This window comes from Pseudonocardia xinjiangensis, from assembly GCF_012911925.1.
Lineage (GTDB): Bacteria > Actinomycetota > Actinomycetes > Mycobacteriales > Pseudonocardiaceae > Pseudonocardia > Pseudonocardia xinjiangensis.
Map to the genome: position 1 here is coordinate 31,219 of NZ_JAAXKY010000026.1, position 17,338 is coordinate 48,556.

Annotated in this window: 16 protein-coding genes; 7 read left to right on the forward strand and 9 right to left on the reverse strand. The window is 72.0% G+C overall.

Annotation, left to right across the window (positions count from 1 at the left end):
• Nucleotides 1-8 precede the first annotated feature (8 nt).
• Complete coding sequence (cydB, locus tag HF577_RS10810; protein WP_169395648.1) at nt 9-1,229, forward strand: cytochrome d ubiquinol oxidase subunit II; 1,221 nt, start codon at nt 9-11, stop codon at nt 1,227-1,229.
• A 174-nt stretch (nt 1,230-1,403) separates the two neighbouring features.
• On the opposite strand, the gene HF577_RS10815 is transcribed toward cydB, so the two are convergent.
• On the reverse strand, nt 1,404-3,206 hold the full coding sequence (locus tag HF577_RS10815) for an ABC transporter ATP-binding protein (RefSeq protein WP_169395649.1): 1,803 nt from the start codon (nt 3,204-3,206) through the stop codon (nt 1,404-1,406).
• Nucleotides 3,207-3,286: 80 nt separating this feature from the next.
• Here HF577_RS10815 and HF577_RS10820 point away from each other — a divergent pair, with 80 nt between their 5' ends.
• The gene (locus tag HF577_RS10820; RefSeq protein ID WP_169395650.1) at nt 3,287-3,712 is read left to right on the forward strand and encodes a MarR family winged helix-turn-helix transcriptional regulator; all 426 of its coding nucleotides are present in this window, start codon (nt 3,287-3,289) and stop codon (nt 3,710-3,712) included.
• Here the strand turns inward: HF577_RS10820 and HF577_RS10825 are convergent.
• The gene (locus tag HF577_RS10825) at nt 3,701-4,651 is read right to left on the reverse strand and encodes a LysR family transcriptional regulator (RefSeq protein ID WP_169395651.1); all 951 of its coding nucleotides are present in this window, start codon (nt 4,649-4,651) and stop codon (nt 3,701-3,703) included. The genes HF577_RS10820 and HF577_RS10825 overlap by 12 nt on opposite strands.
• Nucleotides 4,652-4,768: 117 nt before the next feature.
• Between HF577_RS10825 and HF577_RS10830 the strand changes: the two genes are divergently transcribed.
• The gene (locus HF577_RS10830) at nt 4,769-6,004 is read left to right on the forward strand and encodes an MFS transporter (RefSeq protein ID WP_169395652.1); all 1,236 of its coding nucleotides are present in this window, start codon (nt 4,769-4,771) and stop codon (nt 6,002-6,004) included.
• Nucleotides 6,005-6,011: 7 nt separating this feature from the next.
• On the opposite strand, the gene HF577_RS10835 is transcribed toward HF577_RS10830, so the two are convergent.
• Nucleotides 6,012-7,010 carry a zinc-dependent alcohol dehydrogenase family protein gene (locus tag HF577_RS10835; RefSeq protein WP_169395653.1) on the reverse strand — a complete coding sequence of 333 codons (999 nt, stop codon included), beginning with the start codon at nt 7,008-7,010 and terminating at the stop codon, nt 6,012-6,014.
• A gap of 78 nt (nt 7,011-7,088) precedes the next feature.
• On the opposite strand from HF577_RS10835, the gene HF577_RS39200 reads away from it, so the two are divergent.
• A complete protein-coding gene (locus tag HF577_RS39200) occupies nt 7,089-7,223 on the forward strand; it encodes a hypothetical protein (RefSeq protein ID WP_281359727.1) in 135 nt (44 codons plus the stop codon).
• A 78-nt stretch (nt 7,224-7,301) separates the two neighbouring features.
• Here HF577_RS39200 and HF577_RS10845 read toward each other — a convergent pair whose 3' ends face one another.
• Entirely contained in the window at nt 7,302-8,729 is a 1,428-nt protein-coding gene (locus HF577_RS10845) for an MFS transporter (RefSeq protein ID WP_312859065.1), read from the reverse strand.
• Nucleotides 8,726-9,646, reverse strand: a complete 921-nt coding sequence (locus HF577_RS10850; protein WP_169395654.1) for an MBL fold metallo-hydrolase — start codon at nt 9,644-9,646, stop codon at nt 8,726-8,728. The genes HF577_RS10845 and HF577_RS10850 overlap by 4 nt, the downstream gene beginning before the upstream one ends.
• 101 nt (nt 9,647-9,747) lie before the next feature.
• Here HF577_RS10850 and HF577_RS10855 point away from each other — a divergent pair, with 101 nt between their 5' ends.
• The gene (locus HF577_RS10855) at nt 9,748-10,665 is read left to right on the forward strand and encodes an AraC family transcriptional regulator (RefSeq protein ID WP_169395655.1); all 918 of its coding nucleotides are present in this window, start codon (nt 9,748-9,750) and stop codon (nt 10,663-10,665) included.
• Between the two features lie 91 nt (nt 10,666-10,756).
• On the opposite strand, the gene HF577_RS10860 is transcribed toward HF577_RS10855, so the two are convergent.
• On the reverse strand, nt 10,757-11,653 hold the full coding sequence (locus HF577_RS10860; RefSeq protein WP_169395656.1) for a universal stress protein: 897 nt from the start codon (nt 11,651-11,653) through the stop codon (nt 10,757-10,759).
• A gap of 179 nt (nt 11,654-11,832) precedes the next feature.
• Here HF577_RS10860 and HF577_RS10865 point away from each other — a divergent pair, with 179 nt between their 5' ends.
• Nucleotides 11,833-13,611: a GAF domain-containing sensor histidine kinase gene (locus HF577_RS10865; RefSeq protein ID WP_169395657.1), complete on the forward strand. Its 1,779-nt coding sequence runs from the start codon at nt 11,833-11,835 to the stop codon at nt 13,609-13,611.
• Between the two features lie 12 nt (nt 13,612-13,623).
• On the opposite strand, the gene HF577_RS10870 is transcribed toward HF577_RS10865, so the two are convergent.
• The gene (locus HF577_RS10870; RefSeq protein WP_169395658.1) at nt 13,624-14,226 is read right to left on the reverse strand and encodes a cytochrome b; all 603 of its coding nucleotides are present in this window, start codon (nt 14,224-14,226) and stop codon (nt 13,624-13,626) included.
• Nucleotides 14,216-15,310: a catalase family peroxidase gene (locus tag HF577_RS10875; protein ID WP_211174082.1), complete on the reverse strand. Its 1,095-nt coding sequence runs from the start codon at nt 15,308-15,310 to the stop codon at nt 14,216-14,218. Before HF577_RS10875 ends, HF577_RS10870 begins: the two co-directional genes overlap by 11 nt.
• A gap of 322 nt (nt 15,311-15,632) precedes the next feature.
• On the opposite strand from HF577_RS10875, the gene HF577_RS10880 reads away from it, so the two are divergent.
• The gene (locus HF577_RS10880; RefSeq protein ID WP_169395659.1) at nt 15,633-16,397 is read left to right on the forward strand and encodes an alpha/beta fold hydrolase; all 765 of its coding nucleotides are present in this window, start codon (nt 15,633-15,635) and stop codon (nt 16,395-16,397) included.
• A gap of 62 nt (nt 16,398-16,459) precedes the next feature.
• Here the strand turns inward: HF577_RS10880 and HF577_RS10885 are convergent, their stop codons facing one another.
• On the reverse strand, nt 16,460-17,320 hold the full coding sequence (locus HF577_RS10885; protein ID WP_169395660.1) for a sigma-70 family RNA polymerase sigma factor: 861 nt from the start codon (nt 17,318-17,320) through the stop codon (nt 16,460-16,462).
• Nucleotides 17,321-17,338: the final 18 nt, after the last annotated feature.

Below are 17,338 nucleotides of genomic sequence, written 5' to 3' on the forward strand. Positions count from 1 at the left end.
GAGCCCTGATGACGACGCTCGCGATCGTCTGGTTCATCGTCCTGACCGTGGTCTGGACGGGGTTCCTGCTGCTGGAGGGCTTCGACTTCGGGGTCGGGATGCTGCACCGGCTGGTGGGCCGCGACGAGGAGGGCCGCTCGCTCGCCATCCGGACCATCGGCCCGGTGTGGGACGGCAACGAGGTCTGGCTGATCGTCGCCATCGCGGGGACCTTCGCCGCGTTCCCCGCCTGGTACGCGACGGCGCTCTCGGCCTTCTACCCGCTGATCCTCATCGTGCTGGTGGCGCTGATCCTGCGCGGGGTGTCCTTCGAGTTCCGGTCGCACGCGGCGACCGCGCGGAGCCGGAACCTCTGGTCGTGGGCACTGGCCGTCGGGAGCCTGGTCGCCCCGCTCGGCCTCGGGATCATGCTCGGCGGGTTCCTCGGCGGGATCCCGATCGACGCCCGGGAGGAGTTCGTCGGCGGGTTCGGCGACCTGTTCCGGCCCTACGCCGTGCTGACCGGTGTGACGATCGCGCTGGTCTGCCTGCTGCACGGCGCCGTGTTCCTCGCGATGCGGACCACCGATGACATGCGCCTGCGTGCGCTTCGCATCGCGAAGGTCCTCGGGCCCGTCGTGGCGCTCCTCGTCATCGCCTGGGTCGCTCTGACCCGCTTCGACCAGGGGGGCGCGCTGCTGTCGGTGATCGAGCTCGCCACCGCGATCGTCGTGATCGCCGCCGCGCTGCTGGTGCACGCGGAACGGGAGGTGGCGGCGTTCACCGCCACCCTCGCCACGGCGGCGGGCATCGTGGTGTCGCTCTTCTCCGAGCTCTACCCCCGCGTGATGGTCTCCAGCCTCGACGCGGCGAACGACCTCACGATCGCCACCACCGCGTCGTCGCCCTACGCGCTGGCGGTGATGACCGTCGTGCTCGGCGTGCTGCTGCCCGTCATCCTCGTGTACCAGGGCTGGACGTTCTACGTGTTCCGGAACCGGGTGAGCCGGGCCGACCTCACCGACGACGACGGCGGCGGCGGGGCCGGCCCGCCGCCGCGGCCCCCCACGGCCGATGTGGACGCACCGACCGTCCGGCCGGACCGCCGGGAGCTGCACCCGGTCCGGCCCGAGTTCCGGTTCGTCACGTGGCTGCTGGCCTGGGCGGCGGCGCTGGTGGTCGCCCTCGTGCGGGGCCGGGGAGGTCCGGGCACCCGTTCGCAACCGGCCGGCGGTGAACGGCCCCGCTGAGCCCCGGCCACATGCGGCCCCGGTCAGGGGACTCGCCCGCGCAAACCGGGCGACTCGCGCACGGGAAACGGGCGACTCGCGCAGCCGGAAGGGGCGACTCGCGGAGCTTGCGCGGGCGGCCACGGCGCCGGGACTGCGCCGAGCCGAGGGTCACGCGGAAGTGATGTGGTCGGCTCAGGCGGCCAGGCTGGCGTAGCGGCCGTGGCGGGCGACCAGGCTGTCGTGGGTGCCCGACTCCACGATGCGGCCGTGGTCGATCACGACGATCTGGTCGGCGTCGCGCACCGTGGAGAGCCGGTGGGCGATGGTGATCGTCGTCCGGCCGCGGCTGAGCTCGTCGAGGGCGCGCTGCACGGCCCGCTCGGTCTCGGTGTCGAGCGCGCTGGTCGCCTCGTCGAGCACCAGCACCCGCGGGTTGCGCAGCACGGTGCGCGCGATGGCGATGCGCTGCTTCTCCCCGCCGGAGAACCGGTGGCCGCGGGAGCCGACCACGGTGTCGTAGCCCTCGGGCAGGCCGGCGATCAGGTCGTGGATCTGCGCGGCCCGCGCCGCCGCCTCGATCTCGGCGTCCGTGGCGTCGGGCCGGGCGTAGCGCAGGTTCTCCCGGACGGTGGTGTGCAGCAGGTAGGTCTCCTGGCTGACCACGCCGACGATCCGCGCGAGGTCGGCCAGACGCATGTCGCGCAGGTCGACGCCGTCGATGGTGATGCGGCCGGCGTCGGGGTCGTGCAGGCGCGCGACCAGGGAGGCCAGCGTGCTCTTGCCCGACCCGGTCTCCCCCACCAGTGCGAGCGTGGAGCCGGCGGGGACGTCCAGCGAGACCCCGGCGACGGCGGCGACGTCGCTGCCGGGATAGGTGAAGGTGACGTCCTCGGCGCGGACGTGCCCCTCGACGCGGGCGGCGTCGATGTCCACGGGCGAGACCGGGTCGTCGACCTCCACCAGGAGGTCGAGGTACTCGAAGATCCGGGCGAACAGCGCCAGCGAGCTGACCAGCGACACGCCGACGTTCAGCAGGCCGAGGATCGGCCGGAAGAGCCCGGCCTGGAGCGTGGTGAAGGCGACCAGCGTGCCGATCGTCATCGCCCCGGCGGTGAAGGGCAGGCCTGCGCTGAGGTAGATGACGGCGGGGATCGCGGCGAAGACGACGGTGGTGGCGGCCATCCGCCAGCGTCCGGCGAGCTGGGAGCGCAGTTCGAGGTCGACCAGCCGCTCCGACGAGCTGGTGAACCGCTCCACCAGCGCGGGTCCGGTGCCCATCGTCTTCGTGAGCTGCACCGCGCTGATCGACAGTCCCTCGTCGATGATGACGTTCAGGTCGGCGAGCTCGCGCTGCTGGGCAGCGGTGATGGCGCGCCGCAGCCGGGCCACGCGCCGGGTCAGCCAGATCGACGGCGGCAGCACCACCAGCGAGACCAGCGTCAGCTGCCAGCTCAGGGCGAGCATGGCGACCAGGGTCCCGATGACGGTGGTGAGGTTCGAGGCGAGCGAGGTGGCCGTCGAGGTGACGACGCTCTGCATGCCGCCGATGTCGTTGGTGATCCGCGACTGCACCTCACCCGTGCGGGTGCGGGTGAAGAAGGCGATCGACTGGCGTTGCAGGTGGCTGAAGACGTCGGTGCGCAGCCCGTGCATGACCTTCTGGCCGACGCTGGTGGAGATCCAGGTCTGCACGACGCCCAGCGCGGCGGTCACGGCGGCGACGGCGACCATGCCGAGGACCAGCCAGACCAGGAGGGTCACGTTCTGGTGCGGCAGGGCGTCGTCGATGACGGCGCGCAGCAGGAACGGCGAGGCCAACGCGACGACGGACGACACGACGATGGTGACGGTGACCGTGGCGATGGACCAGCGGTGCGGGATGAACAGCCCCGCGATCCGGCGCAGGGACACCTCCTTCGCCTGCGCCTTCTCCGCACTGCTGACGGTGCGGCGGCCTGATCGTAGGAGTTTGTTGGTCGAGACTTCGGACGCCAAGTTCGGTACTCCCTCTGCTGGAACTTGCTGAGGTTACCTCAACATGAGGGAACAACAGTACCGCTTGCTACGGTATTCCGGTGAGCGAGGCGCCCGAGGAGACCGAGGAGACGATCGCCGAGACGTTCCGCGGGGTCGCGCGCCAACTACGCCACCAGACCCAGCGGACGCTGGCCCCCTGGAACGTCACACCGTCCCAGGCCCGCGCGCTGGGCGTCCTCACCCGGCACGGGTCGATGCGGCTCGGCGCCCTCTCCGAACACCTGCGCATCGCCGCGCGCTCCGCCACCGAGGTGGTGGACGCGCTGGCGGAGGACGGGCTGGTCGAGCGGCATCCCGACCCCTGTGACCGCCGCGCCACCCTCGTCGCCGTGAGCGCGCGCGGCGCCGAGGTGGCCGCCGGCATCCGCGCCGCACGGGCCGCCGAGGCCGAGGAGTTCTTCGCCAAGCTCGACGACGCCGACCGGGCGTCCCTCGCCCGGATCCTGCGCGCCCTACGGACCTGAGGTTCGGCGTCCACCACTCGACGGCGGCACGTGCGGCCATCCGACGGGGATGCGGCCGGAGAACTGCTCCGACAGAAGTGAGAGCAGGGCCCGCGCGGCTGCGCCGGTCGCGCGCGCCGTCGGTGCCGCCACCGAGAGCGGCCAGTCCAGGTCGGCACCGACGATCCTGACCTGCCGCAGGTCGTCGCCGGGCCGCACCGCCACTCCGGGCAGCAGGGCGACGCCGATGCACTCCCTGACGAAGTCGGCGGCGGCGACGATGTCGGTGATCTCGATGGCGACGTGGCGATGCAGACCCGCGGCCGCGAAGGCGCGGTCGGTGACGCTGCGGTTGCCGTAGCCGATCGGGAAGTCGACGAACGGCTCGTCGGCGAACATCTCGATGCGCACCTCGTCCTCCTCGGCGAGCCGATGGCCGGCCGGGACGACGAGGTCGAGGGGCGTCGAGGCGAGCTCACACCAGTCGACTCCGCCCGGCGCGCGGCCCGACATGGAGACGAACGCCAGGTCGAGGCGTCCGTCAGCCAGCGCCTCGACCAACCCTTGCGAACCGGACGGAGCTACCGAGATCTGCAGGACGACCTCGGGGTGGCGGCGGTGGTAGCGGCCGAGCAACCCCGGCAGGTCCAGCGTGCCGAGCGAGGACATGGTGCCGACCCGCAGGGTGCCGCGCAGTCCCCCGCGGACCTGGTCGAGGGCGTCACGAGCGTCGCGGGCCGCGTCCAGGGTCGCCCGGGCACCCGGCAGCAGTGCAGCCCCGGCGTCGGTCAGCGCGACCCGCTTGGAGGTGCGGTGCAGCAGCTCGGCGCCGAGCTCACGTTCCAGAGCCTTGATCGCCGCCGACACCCCGGACTGGACGACGTGCAGCCTGGCCGCGGCCCGGGTGAAGTTCCGCTCCTCGGCCACGGTCACGAAGTACTGCAGGTGGCGCAGCTCCACGGGCAACGATCGTAGTTTCTGATGGTTACGAGCACCACGATTCATTGGACACGATCGGTCTCGGAACGGAACCTGGAGTCGTTCCACCCGCCGTCACGATGATCCGAAGAAGGAACGATGTCGGTCTCCATCCCCCAGCAGGCGCGGACAGCCGCGCCCGCGTCCCGACGGCACGATGTCGGCTTCTGGCTCGTCGCGTTCAGCTTCCTGACCGCCATGGCGTTCTCCACCGTTCCGACCCCGCTGTACGCGATCTACCAGCAGCAGGACGGCTTCTCGACGCTCACGGTCACCATCGTGTTCGGCGCATACGCCGTCGGTGTGGTGACCAGCCTGCTGCTGGCCGGCCACGTCTCCGACTGGCTCGGCCGCAAGCGTGTCCTGATCGCGGCGCTGGCCGTGCTGACGGTGTCGGCGCTGATCTTCCTGATCTGGCACGCGCTCCCCGCCCTGCTGGTGGCACGGCTGCTGTGCGGGCTCGGCGTCGGCATGGTCACCGCCACCGCCACCGCGTTCCTCAACGAACTTCATACGGCCGGGCGTCCTGACAGCGGTCAGGGGCGATTCGAGCTGGTGTCTACTGCGGCCAACATCGGCGGCCTCGGCGTCGGCCCTCTCGTCTCCGGCTACCTCGCACAGTTCGTCGCCGCGCCGCTGCGCACCCCGTTCGCGGTCTTCACCGTGCTGCTCCTGCTGAGCATCGTGGCGGTCTCGCTCAGCCCGGAGACGGTGCAGCGCCCGGCTGAGCGGCCCCGCTACCACCCGCAGCGGGTCACCGCCGACCACGGCGACCGCGCCGGTTTCGTCGCGGCCGCCGCCGGCGCCTTCCTCTCCTTCACGATCTTCGGACTCGCCACCTCGCTGGATCCCGGCTTCGTCGCGGGCACGCTGCACCAGCCGGGGCGCCTGCTCGCGGGCGCGGTGGCGTTCGTCGTCTTCGGCGCAGCCGCGCTGGCCCAGTCGACCACCACGTCGATGCCGCTCGGCACACGCAACGCCCTGGGTCTGGCCGGCGTGGCGATCGGCGTGATCGCGCTGGTGACGGGCATGGAGATCACCTCGTTCGCCGCGTTCCTGATCGGCAGTGCCGTCGCCGGTGCCGGCGCAGGCGTCCTGTTCAAGTCCGCGGTCGGCACCGTCGCCGCGATGGCCGCCCCGGCGGTCCGTGGAGAAGCGCTGGCCACGCTGTTCTTCGTCTCCTACGTCGGGCTGATCCTGCCGACGCTCGCGCTGGGCATCGCCAGCAGGTTCGTGGACGCCCGGACCTCCATGGTCTGGTTCGGCGCCGTGATGCTGCTGCTCGCCGCCGGTGCCGCGGTCCTCGCCCGGCGGGTGCGCACCCGCTCCGCCTGATCCGGGGTCACGGGACGAGGACGGCCGCGCCGGTGACGCGGTCCGCGGCGAGGTCGGCGAGCACCCGGTCGGCCTCGGCGAGTGGGTGCGGTGTGACAGTGGGCCGCACCCGCAACGTGGCCGCGAGCCGGATGAACTCCTCGCCGTCGGCCCGGGTGTTGGCCGTGACGCTGCGCAGCTGCTTCTCCCGGAACAGCTCGTCGGCGTAGACCATCCGCGGCACGTCGGTGAGATGGATGCCCGCCACCGCGAGGGTGCCGCCCTGGTCCAGGGCCCGCATCGCCACCGGGACGAGATCACCGGCCGGGGCGAAGAGCACAGCGGAGTCCAGGGCCTCGGGCGGCTCCGCCTCCGCGGGCCCGGCCGAGGCGGCCCCGAGCTCGATGGCGAGCTCGCGCGCCTGCGCCGAGCGGGTCAGCACGTGGACCGTGGCGCCCTGCGCGATCGCGACCTGGGCGACGACGTGCGCAGACGCCCCGAAGCCGTAGATCCCGAGCCGGCCTCCCGGCGGCAGCTCCGCCCGTCGCAGAGCCCGGTAGCCGACGATCCCCGCGCACAGCAGTGGAGCCGCCTGCGCGTCGCCCAGCGCCGCGGGCAGCCGGTAGGCGAACGCCTCGGGCACCACGGCGTGCTCGGCGTAACCGCCGTCGGCGTCCCAGCCGGTGAACCGCGCCGCGAGGCACAGGTTCTCCCGCCCGGTGCGACACCACCGGCAACGCCCGCAGGTGCCGCGCAGCCAGGCGATCCCGATCCGCTCACCCACAGCGAAGCGGCCGGCTCCCGCGCCACGCGCCTCGACGAGACCGACCACCTCGTGGCCGGGCACTGTGCGCCGCCGGCGCGGGAGCAGGTCTCCCTCGGCCAGATGCAGGTCCGTTCGACACACCCCGCACGCCAGCACCCGGACCCGGACCTCCCCCGGACCGGGCTCCGGCACCGGCAGCTCCACCGACCGCAGCGGGCCGCTCTCGACCGGCCCGGGAGTCTCCACGACCCATGCGCGCATGGCCCCACCGTGCCCCGGCACGGAGGGACACGGCAGGGCCGTTGGTGGTGTTGCGACCGGCGCGCCACCCTCGTCGCCGTGACCGCGAGCGGCGCCGAGGTGGCCGCCGGGATCCGCGCCGCGCGGGACGCCGAGGCCGAGGAGTTCTTCGCCAAGCTCGACGACGCCGACCAGGCATCGCTCGCCCGGATCCTGCGCGCCCTACGGACCTGAGGTTCGGCGTCCACCGCTCGCCGGTGGCGGTGCCCGGCGGGGACGACCAGGTCGAAGCCACGAAGCCGCGACCGGGGCTCACTGCCGACCCGGCCGGGCTGTGGGCAGGAAGAACGCGATGAACAGCCCGACCACCATCGCCCCGGCCGCGATCAGGAACGACAGGCGGAAGCCGTCGATGCTCGGGACCGCGGCCCCGTTCACGTCGTTCGCAGTGCCGGCGAGGACCGTGCCGACGGCGGCGCTGGCGATCGTGGCGCCGACCGAACGCATCAGGGCGTTGAGGCCGTTGGCCGCGCCCGTCTCCGATGCCGGGACCGCACCGACGATCAGGGCAGGCGGCGAGGAGTAGGCGAGGCCGATGCCAGGGCCCAGGATCAGCACGATGACCAGGCTCTGCCACGGCGCGCTCATCAGGCCGAGGCCGGCGACGTAGCCGATCGCGATGATCGCCATGCCGAGGATCAAGGTGACCTTGGATCCGTACGCCGCGGACAGCCGGGCGTGGACGGGGGTCGTGAGCAGCATCGTCACGCCGAGCGGTGCCACGAGCAGGCCCGCGACCACCATCGACCGGCCGAGTCCGTGGCCCGTGGCCTCCGGCAGCTGGAGCAGCTGGGGAAGGACCAGCGTGACGACCAGGAACGACGCGCCGACCATGATCGAGGCGAGGTTGGTGAGGAGCACCGCGGGGCGGGCCGAGGTGCGCAGGTCCACCAGCGGTGCGCCCAGGCGCAACTCCAGCACGCCCCACAGGACCAACACGACCGCCCCCGCGGCGAACGTCCCGAGGACGGGACCGGAGGTCCAACCCCAGTCGCCGCCCTTGGCGATCGGCAGCAGGACGAGGACGAGACCGGTGGACAGCCCGATCGCGCCGAGCATGTCGAAGCTGCCCTGCGCGCGGGCCGGCGACTCGGGGACGACGAGGACAATGAGGGCGATGCAGAGGACGCCGAGGCCTGCGGAGCCGTAGAACAGGACGTGCCAGTCGGCGTGCTGGGCGACCAGGGCGGCGGCGGGCAGACCGAGGCTGCCGCCGATTCCCATCGAGGAGCTCACCAGCGCCATCGCCGAGCCGGCCTGCTCACGGGGCAGTGTGTCCCGGATCAGGCCGATGCCGAGAGGCACCGCGCCCATCGCGACGCCCTGGAGGGCCCGGCCGGCGACCATCGTGGGCAGGTCGCTGGTGAGGGCGCTGACCAGCGCGCCGACGACCATCACCGCGAGGCCGAGGACCAGCATGCAGCGCTTGCCGTAGAGGTCGCCGAGGCGACCGAGGATCGGTGTGGCGACGGCGCCGGAGAGCAGGGTCGCGGTGACGACCCACGTCGCGTTGCTCGCCTCGGTGTCCAGCAGCTGCGGCAGCTCCTTGATCACCGGGACAGGCAGGGTCTGCATCACGGCGACGACGACGCCCACGAAGGCGAGTGCCGGGCCGAGGGCCCGTGGTGCTCCGGCCGAGTGCCGGTCGGACGCGCGGCTGTGAACCAGCGCGTCACTCACGGACGGACGGGGCTGAACGCAGCCCACGGCCCGAGCACGAACCGGCCGTTCTCCTGCCGGATCTCCAGGGCGCCGGCCCCACCGAAGTGCGCGGGGACCACCAGCTCCCGTTCGTCGACCGCCCGCTGCAGGACCCGGCGGCGGCTCGCCACCGCCTGCTCCGGTGCCAGGCAGGCGTTGCTGTTGCAGCAGGGGTCGAGGATCTGCAGGGGGCTGTGCAGCAGGTCGCCGACGAAGACCGCCCGGTCGCTGCCGGACGCCAGCCGCAGGACGGAGGAACCGGGGGTGTGGCCCGGCGCCGACTCCAGAGTCAGGTTCTCGTCGATGCGGTGCTCGCCGTCCCACAGCTCGACCAGCCCGGCCTGGTGGACCGGCGCGACACTGTCCTCGTAGATCAGGCGCTCGACCTCCTGCGTGCCCCCTCCGTACGAGTTCTGCGGGCCGAAGTGGAAGTCGTCTGCTGCCGGGATGAGGTACTGGGCGTTCGGGAACGTCGGTGCCCAGGTGCCGTCGGCGCCGAAGGTGTTCCATCCGACGTGGTCGACGTGGAGATGGGTGTTGACGACGACGTCGATGTCCTCCGGGCGGACACCGGAACCCCTCAGCCGACCGAGGAGATCGTCCTGGCGGTGGTGGAAGTACGGCGCCATGCCCGGCCGCTCGCGCCCGTCGCCCGCCCCGGTATCGACCAGGACGGTTCGCCCGGTGCTGCGCAGCACCCAGGACTGCAACGCGATGACCGTCCGGCCGGTGTCGGGATCCCAGTGGTCCGGTGCCAGCCGGCCCACGTTCTTCTCCCACGTCCGGGCAGGTGCTCCCGGGAACATGTCGGATGCCGGCAGGAACGGCTGGTGCCACTCGACGATCCGGATGACCTCGACGTCACCCAGCACCAGGATTTCGGGATCACTCTGCATGCGTTCGACGCTAGGTTCCTCGAGCGAGCATCTCGATGCGTGATCTGCTCAGGAAGATACGTGCTCCGCTCACGGCCCATCCACACGGATATCGTGACCGCGTGGATGTGGTCAGCGACGCAATCTCGGCCGTGCACCTCGGGCACCCGTCGTCCCAGCGCGTGCGCACGGGCGGGAGCTGGTGTGCGCGGCTGGACCCGTACGCCGGCGCGGGCTTCTACGTCGTCCTGAAGGGCAGCTGCTGGCTGCGGACCGACGGCGGCACCCTGGTGCCCCTCGGGGTCGGTGACGCGCTGCTGCTCCCGCACGGCACCGGCCATGTGATTGCCGACTCCCCGATCGACGCGTCGGTGGCGGCGGAGAAGGCCGTGCCGTTCGAGCGGTGGTTCGCGGAGACCGGGCCGCGCGACGAGACGGAGCTGCTCTGCGGCAAGTACCGGCTCGACTGCAGCCGCCTGCACCCGCTCATGGCGGAGCTGCCCGAGGTCCTCCACCTGCCCAACCGGGTGGGCGGTCACCTCGAACTCCGCGCGGCGATCGACCTGCTGTCCGGCGAGCTGGACCAGGTGCGTCCCGGCTCGTGCGTCGCGCTCCCGAACCTGCTCGACCTCCTGCTCGTCTACATGATCCGTTCCTGGATGGCCGAGGCCACCAGTGGATCCTGGCCCGGCGCACTGGCTGACCCGGTCACGGCCGCCGCGCTGCGGGCCGTCCACTCGGACCCGGCGGCCCCGTGGACGATCGATCGCCTGGCTGCTGCCGCGGGCGCCTCGCGCGCCACGCTGTCGCGCCGGTTCACCGCGTTGGTCGGCCGTCCGCCGATGGCCTATCTGACGTGGTGGCGCCTGATCCTCGCCGCCGGCCTCCTCCGGGACACCCCGAACACCCTGGCCAGCATCGCTGATCGGGTCGGCTACGGCAGTCCGTACGCGCTCTCGCACGCCTTCGAGAGGGAGTTCGGCACCACACCCGGGCGGTACCGGGTGGAGGCAGCGGGTCGGTCCGGCTTCCCCACGTGACACTGTCATCACGATGCACGTCGTTCGCCGCGTTCCTGATCGCCGGGGTCCTCGCCCGGCGGGTGCGCATCCCGCGCCGCCTGATCCGGGGTCACGCCTTCTTCTCAGCGGGAGGGCGGACGACCGCGACCGAGCAGTGCGCCCGGTGCAGCACCGCGTGGCTGACCGAGCCGAGCAACAGCCCAGCCGCCGCGCCCCGGCCGCGGGACCCCACCACCACCAGCTGCGCCCGGCGGGACTCCTCCACCAGAGCGCGCGCCGGACGGTCGGGCGTGACCAGCCGCTCCACCGCGACGTCGGGATACTTCGCACCCCAGCCGGCCAGCCGCTCGGCCAGCACCTCCCGCTCCTCGGCCTCGATCACGTCCCAGTCGAGAAGCGGCACGACCCGGTCCAGGACCTGGTCCCACCAGGCATGCACGGCCACCAGCGGCACGCCGCGGCGGCTCGCCGCGTCGAACGCGAAGGCCACCGCAGCCTCGCTGAGCTCCGAGCCGTCGACACCCGCCACCACCGGACGCTCACGGTCCTCGACGGAGTCGTCCTCCTCGCGGCGCACCAGTACCACCGGGCACTCCGCCCGCGAGACCATCGCCACGGAGACCGAGCCCACCAGCAGGCCGCTCACTCCCCCGTACCCCCGGTCACCGAGGACGACCAGCTGCGCCCGCCGGGACTCCGCCTCCAGCACCGGGATCGGGAACCCGACGACGAGCTGCTGCTTCGCCTCGACCCCCGCCGTCTCCCCGGCCACGGCGACCGCTTCCGCCAGCTGGCGCCGCGCCGCCTTCAGCATGATCTCCCGATAGTCCGAGCCGAGCCCGACCTGCCCGAGGGGATGCTCCTGGTTCCAGTCGAAAGCCGTCACCACCCGCAACGGCACACCACGACGCACGGCCTCGGCCGCCGCCCAGGGCACCGCATCGAGCGCGCTGTCCGAGCCGTCGATCCCGACGACCACCGTCCGGCCGGAGTACTGAGCGTCCATGGTGTTCCTCCTCGGTCCCTGGTCTCGAGTGTGTCCCGAGCCCGGAGAGCCCGGCACCGGCCGACGGCCCTGGTCAACGGGACCTGCGACCCGGGTGATGCGAGTCTCGCCGCCCGCCGGCTGCATTGCCCGCTCTGGCGGCCGATGGTACGAAGGGCGCGTTCGAGCTGGGAGAACTCGTGTCTGCTGACCACACCGCACCCGACGACGCCTCCGAGGGCTCCGGGCAGGGTGCGGGCGGTGCCGATCTCGGTCGGAGCCATCTGACCTTCCCCGACCTGCCCCGCCTGGAGCTCGACCAGCTACTGGGCCAGCTGGTCGACCGCGCCCAGGAGGTCATGGCCACCCAGGGCCGTCTCCGCGGGCTGCTCACCGCCAACCAGCTGATCATCACCGACCTCACACTCCCCGTCGTCCTCCGACGAATCGTCGACGCCGCCCGCGACCTCGTCGGCGCCCGCTACGCCGCGCTCGGGGTCATCTCCCCCGACGGCGGGCTCTCCGAGTTCGTCCACACCGGAATGCCCCCCGACGCCGTGGAACAGATCGGGCATCTCCCCGAGGGCAAGGGACTGCTCGGCGCGCTCATCGAGGACCCCCACCCCATCCGGCTGCGGCGCATCGCCGACGACCTCCGCTCCTCCGGCTTCCCCCCGGGCCACCCACCGATGAACAGCTTCCTCGGTGTCCCCATCCGGATCCGCGACGAGATCTTCGGCAACCTCTACCTCGCCGAAAGCACCAAGGGCACCTTCAGCGCCGAGGACGAAGAGCTCACCAGCGCCATCGCCGCCACCGCCGCGGTGGCCATCGACAACGCACGCCTCTACGAGTCCGCCCGCACCCACGGTGAATGGCTCCAGGCCTCGGCCGCGATCACCAGTGAACTGCTGGCCTCACCCACCACCGAGCGGGCCACCCACCCGCTGCAGCTGATCGCCGAGCACAGCCGCGAGATCGCCGGCGCCGACCTCGTCACCGTCGCCCTGCCCACCGGCGACACCGGGGACGAGCTGTGCGTCGAGGTCGCCGTCGGCACCGGGGCGGAGCGCCTGATCGGCAGACGCGTACCGCTGTCAGGTTCCCTGGAAGGCACCGTGCTGCGCACCGGACGACCGCTGCGCCTGGCCCACCCCGACAACGAGACACGACTGGGATCGGTGGCACCGGAGGATCTGGACGTCGGCCCCGTCCTGGTCCTGCCCCTCGTCGGGTCCCGCCGGGTCCAGGGCGTCCTCAGCGCCGCACGCCTGCGCGGACGCACCGCCTTCAGCGCCCCCGACCTCGACATGGCCGGCAGCTTCGCCAACCACGGCGCCATCGCCATCGAACTCGCCCAGGCCCGCGCCGAACAACAACGCGCCGCCATGCTCGACGAGCGCGACCGCATCGCCGCCGACCTGCACGACCACGTCATCCAGCGACTCTTCGCCGCCGGGCTGTCCCTGCAGAGCGTCGCCATGTCCCTCGGACCGGGCCCCACCACCGACCGCGTGCTCACCACCGTGGCCGACCTCGACGCCACCATCACCCAGATCCGCACCACCATCTTCCAACTCCACGACCTGCCCCGAGCCGACCCCGCCGGCCTGCGCGCCCGTCTGCTCCACGTCGCCACCGACGCCGCCAAAGCCCTGGGATTCGAACCGGCCGTCCGGTTCACCGGCGCGGTGGACACCCTCCCCACCGACATCGCCGAGGACGTCATCGCCGTCCTGCGCGAAGCACTCTCCAACATCGCACGCCACGCCCACGCCCACGCCGCCGACGTCGACCTCACCACGCGGCCCGACCGGCTCGTCCTCACCATCCGCGACGACGGCATCGGCATCACACCCACCACCCACCCCAGCGGGCTGGCCAACCTCCACCGCCGCGCCCAACGACACGGCGGCACCTTCGACGCCGGCCCCCGCAAGCCCACCGGCACCGTCCTGACCTGGTCGATCCCGACGTAGGACCAGGCCGGCCTAGCGCGGTGGTGCCTCGCTGCCGTATCCCGGGGCGCGCCAGAACGCCATCCTGTCCAGCACCCGGTCCCTGATCACGATGGTGTGCACCAGCACGCCGGCCAGGTGCGCCGCGAACGTCAGGTAGAGCAGGTAGGCCGCGGCGATGTGGGCGCGCAGGAGGTCGGCGAACAGGGTGATGTTCTGCGGCGCGATGTGCGGCAGGTACAGCGACCCGAAGAGGACGATCGGCTCGCCGGACGCGGACACCATGGCCCAGCCGATGAGCGGCTGGACGAGCAGGAGCGCGTAGAGCAGCCGTTCCGAGTACTTCGCGGCGAGCCGGTCCAGCCGCACCATCCCCGGTGGGAGGGGTGGCGGGGTGTGGGTCAGCCGCCAGCCGATCCGTACCAGCACGAAGAGGAGGATCGCGATGCCCAGCGGCTCGTGAACGGTGACGAGGAAACGGAAGTCGCCGACCGAGGTCACCATGAACGCGCCGATGAACAGGATCGCGACCACCATGACCGCCATCGTCCAGTGCAACAACCGCGCGACCCGGGTGAACCGGACCGGAGCGGGCGTCGCCGACGGGGTCGTGGTCGGCGTCGGTTCACTGCTCATGATCCACCTTGGTGATCCGGGGCCCGCTCGGCTGCTGTCCGACCTGGACCTCGCTGGGCCGATGGGGCTCGCGCGTCCTGCGCTGGTAGGACTGCGCGTACACGGCGGACCGCGCGGCGAGCAGCGGGTCGTCCGACAGGGCGATGCCATCGGGCAGCACGGTCGGGTCGAAGTTGACGTCCCGCGCGTTGCCGGGGGCCTCGGTCTGCAGTGAGTCGATGGTGAGCGTGCCCACCTCGACCTGGCGCCGGTTGGCGGGCCAGGCCGTCGTGGCGTCGTTCGTCGGGTCGCCCGGCTCTCCGACCGTGATCAGGAACCGCCAGTGCACGGGGCCCTGCATCACCTTGGCGACGAGCGCGTCGAAGAGGTAGTCCTTGCCCGGCGCCGCGCCCGCGCCCATCGGCTGGGACGGTTCTTCGGGCATCATCGTCCAGCGCACGGGCACGGTGTCGCCTGCCGAGTTGGTGAAGCGGAAGGCGTTCAGCCCGTGGAACGGGCTGTTGTACAGCCCGCTCGACGGCGGGCTCTTGCTGATCACCGCCATGGCGCGGGCGGTCTCGGGGTACTTCGCCAGGAACGCCGCGACCTTCGCCGGGTCGGGCTTGCCCGTGCCCGGCACCGGCTGGGTGGCCAGCAGCCGTTCGTAGAAGCCCTGCGGCACCCGGTCGGTGAACACCGGCACGTTCACCATCGCGGTGCGCCACTGCGCGCCGTCCGGCAGGTGGAACAGCACGGCGAGACCGCGGACGGTGGAGTTGGCGTCGGCGACGGTCGGCATCCCGCCGGAGATGGAGAACCGTGCGGTGACCGGTGTCGTACCGCGCTGGAAGAGGGCCGCCCGGGACAGTGCGGTGCCCGCGCCGTTGCTGGTGAAGACCCCGGCGGCGCTCACCCCCTTGGCGTGGTTGCGGCGGAACCCGTCGTGCTTGCCGAACACCTGCTCGAAACGATCCACGAACCGGGACGTCGTCAGGGTGTCGGGCGTGAACCAGCCACCGGCTCCGAGGAAGGCGCCGACGTTCACCGCGCTGACTCCGCCGACGGCGGCCAGGCCGAGCAGAACGGTGCGCCGGTTCAGCGGCATCCGACCGGCGGGCGATCCAGCGTCCGATTGGTCACCAGGTGGCGGTATGGGGTTGATTTCGTCGTCCACGGACTCTCTTCTCGCTGCTTTCAGATTGCTTACACACACGGTCCGGTGCGGAGCGTGTTCTCTGAATCCAGGATACGTACTGTCCAGTTTCCAGAACTGATCCAGCAGTCGCCGTCACGACATCGTCATTTTCCGAGGCCCGGAGAGCCGCCGGCAGGCGGCCGGCTCCGGATCGACCCAGCGCGACCGATCAGTTCCCGGGCGTCAGCTGGTCTGCCCTTCGCACCCACACGACCACAGCGAAAGGCGGACCATGGCCACCACGACCGGCACCGAAGGTGCCTACGTCACCGTCAACGGCCTGCGGATGTACTACGAGATCCACGGCAGCGGGCGGCCACTGATCCTGCTGCACGGCGGGATGCTCACCATCGACCTCTCGTTCGGGCGGGTGTTGCCCGCTCTGGCCGAGCAGCACCAGGCCATCGCCGTCGAGCTGCAGGGGCACGGGCACACCGGGGACATCGACCGGCCGCTGCAGCTGGACCTCCTGGCCGACGACGTGGTTGCGCTGATGGACCACCTCGGCCTCGAACGGGCCGACCTCTGCGGCTTCAGCCTCGGCGGCCTGGTCGCCACCGAGCTGGTGGTGCGGCATCCGGAGCGGGTCGACCGGCTGGTGCTGGCGGCCACCCACTTCCGCCCCGACGGCTACCACCCGGAGATCCTCGACCCGCGACAGGACTCCCCACGCCTGCCCACCGCGGCCGACTTCGCCGAGATGCAGCAGGCGTACGCCGCCGTCGCGCCCGACCCGGGCCACTTCGAGGCCTTCCTGGAGAAGGCCCAACCGCTGGTCAGCGACTTCCGGGGCTGGTCGGACGAGCAGCTACGGGCGATCACCGCGCCCACCCTGCTCGTCATCGGTGACACCGACTTCGTTCGCCGAGAACACGCCGACGCCATCCAGGCCCTGCTGCCGGACGCCCGCCTGGTGGTGCTGCCGGACTGCACGCACATGGCGGTGACGCGGCACGCGGATGTGCTGGGCGTGCTGCAGGAGTTCCTCGACCGGTAGGCCGGCGCGCCGGCACCGGCATGTCCGGCGGCGGGCGCCCCGCGCTCGGGGCGCCCGCCGGCTCACGGGGCGACGGGGATCCCGGCGGGCTCGGCCGGGTTCAGCACCCACAGGAGCTCGTCGATCCCCCGCGCCGAGGGGGTGATGCTCAGCAGCGCGACCCTGGTGGCACCGTGTGAGACGAGCACCGCACCCGGCCGGCACCTCCGCGCGAGGGCCATGGGGAACGTCGCGGCACGGGTGCGGCCGGCCAGGGGGTTGCGCGCGGTACGAACAGCTCCCCCGCCGACCGGGCAGCTCCGGGCACCGGAGGCGAGCAGCTCTTCGAGGACGGGGAGGTTGCCCGTCTGCGCGGCGGTGAGGAACGCCTCCAGGAGATGCCGGTGCTCGCTGCGGCCCACGGGGTCACACCGCCCGAAGGCGAGGTGTCTGCGGGCGCGGCTGACGAGCTGGCGGGCGTTGACCTCGCTGAGCTCCAGGATGGTCGCGATCCCCGGGTACCCGTAGTCGAAGGCTTCCCGGAGAACGTAGGCCGCCCGTTCCGTGGGTGAGAGCTTCGCCAGCAGCAACAGGACCCCCAGCTCCAGCGCCTCGCCCCGTTCGGCGCCGATCTGAGGATCCGCGCCGGTGTCCACCGGCTCGGGAACCCCGGGGCCGAGGTAGGTCTCCCGTCGGCGCCGCGCGGATCGGAGGACGTTGATCGCCATCCGGGTGGTCGCGGTGATGAGGAACCCCGGCGGATCCATCACGGCCGTGCGATCGGTGGTCTGCCACCGCAACCAGACCTCCTGCACGATGTCCTCGGCTTCCAGCGAACAGCCGAGCATGCGGTAGGCGACGCCGAAGAGCCGGGGGCGCAGCCCGACGAAGACGGAGGCGGCCTGGTCGAGTGTCGACGGCGTCTCGCGAGAACCCGAATTCATGATCGCGATTCGCCCTCC

What these genes read in the sequence shown, in the direction of transcription:
- HF577_RS10830 (WP_169395652.1), top strand. Translation starts at nt 4,769, where the DNA reads ATGTCGGTCTCCATCCCCCAGCAGGCGCGGACAGCCGCGCCCGCGTCC.
- HF577_RS10860 (WP_169395656.1), bottom strand. Translation starts at nt 11,653, where the DNA reads ATGGACGCTCAGTACTCCGGCCGGACGGTGGTCGTCGGGATCGACGGC.
- HF577_RS10885 (WP_169395660.1), bottom strand. Translation starts at nt 17,320, where the DNA reads ATGAATTCGGGTTCTCGCGAGACGCCGTCGACACTCGACCAGGCCGCC.
- HF577_RS10850 (WP_169395654.1), bottom strand. Translation starts at nt 9,646, where the DNA reads ATGCAGAGTGATCCCGAAATCCTGGTGCTGGGTGACGTCGAGGTCATC.
- cydB (WP_169395648.1), top strand. Translation starts at nt 9, where the DNA reads ATGACGACGCTCGCGATCGTCTGGTTCATCGTCCTGACCGTGGTCTGG.
- HF577_RS10835 (WP_169395653.1), bottom strand. Translation starts at nt 7,010, where the DNA reads ATGCGCGCATGGGTCGTGGAGACTCCCGGGCCGGTCGAGAGCGGCCCG.
- HF577_RS10880 (WP_169395659.1), top strand. Translation starts at nt 15,633, where the DNA reads ATGGCCACCACGACCGGCACCGAAGGTGCCTACGTCACCGTCAACGGC.
- HF577_RS10875 (WP_211174082.1), bottom strand. Translation starts at nt 15,310, where the DNA reads ATGCCGCTGAACCGGCGCACCGTTCTGCTCGGCCTGGCCGCCGTCGGC.
- HF577_RS10870 (WP_169395658.1), bottom strand. Translation starts at nt 14,226, where the DNA reads ATGAGCAGTGAACCGACGCCGACCACGACCCCGTCGGCGACGCCCGCT.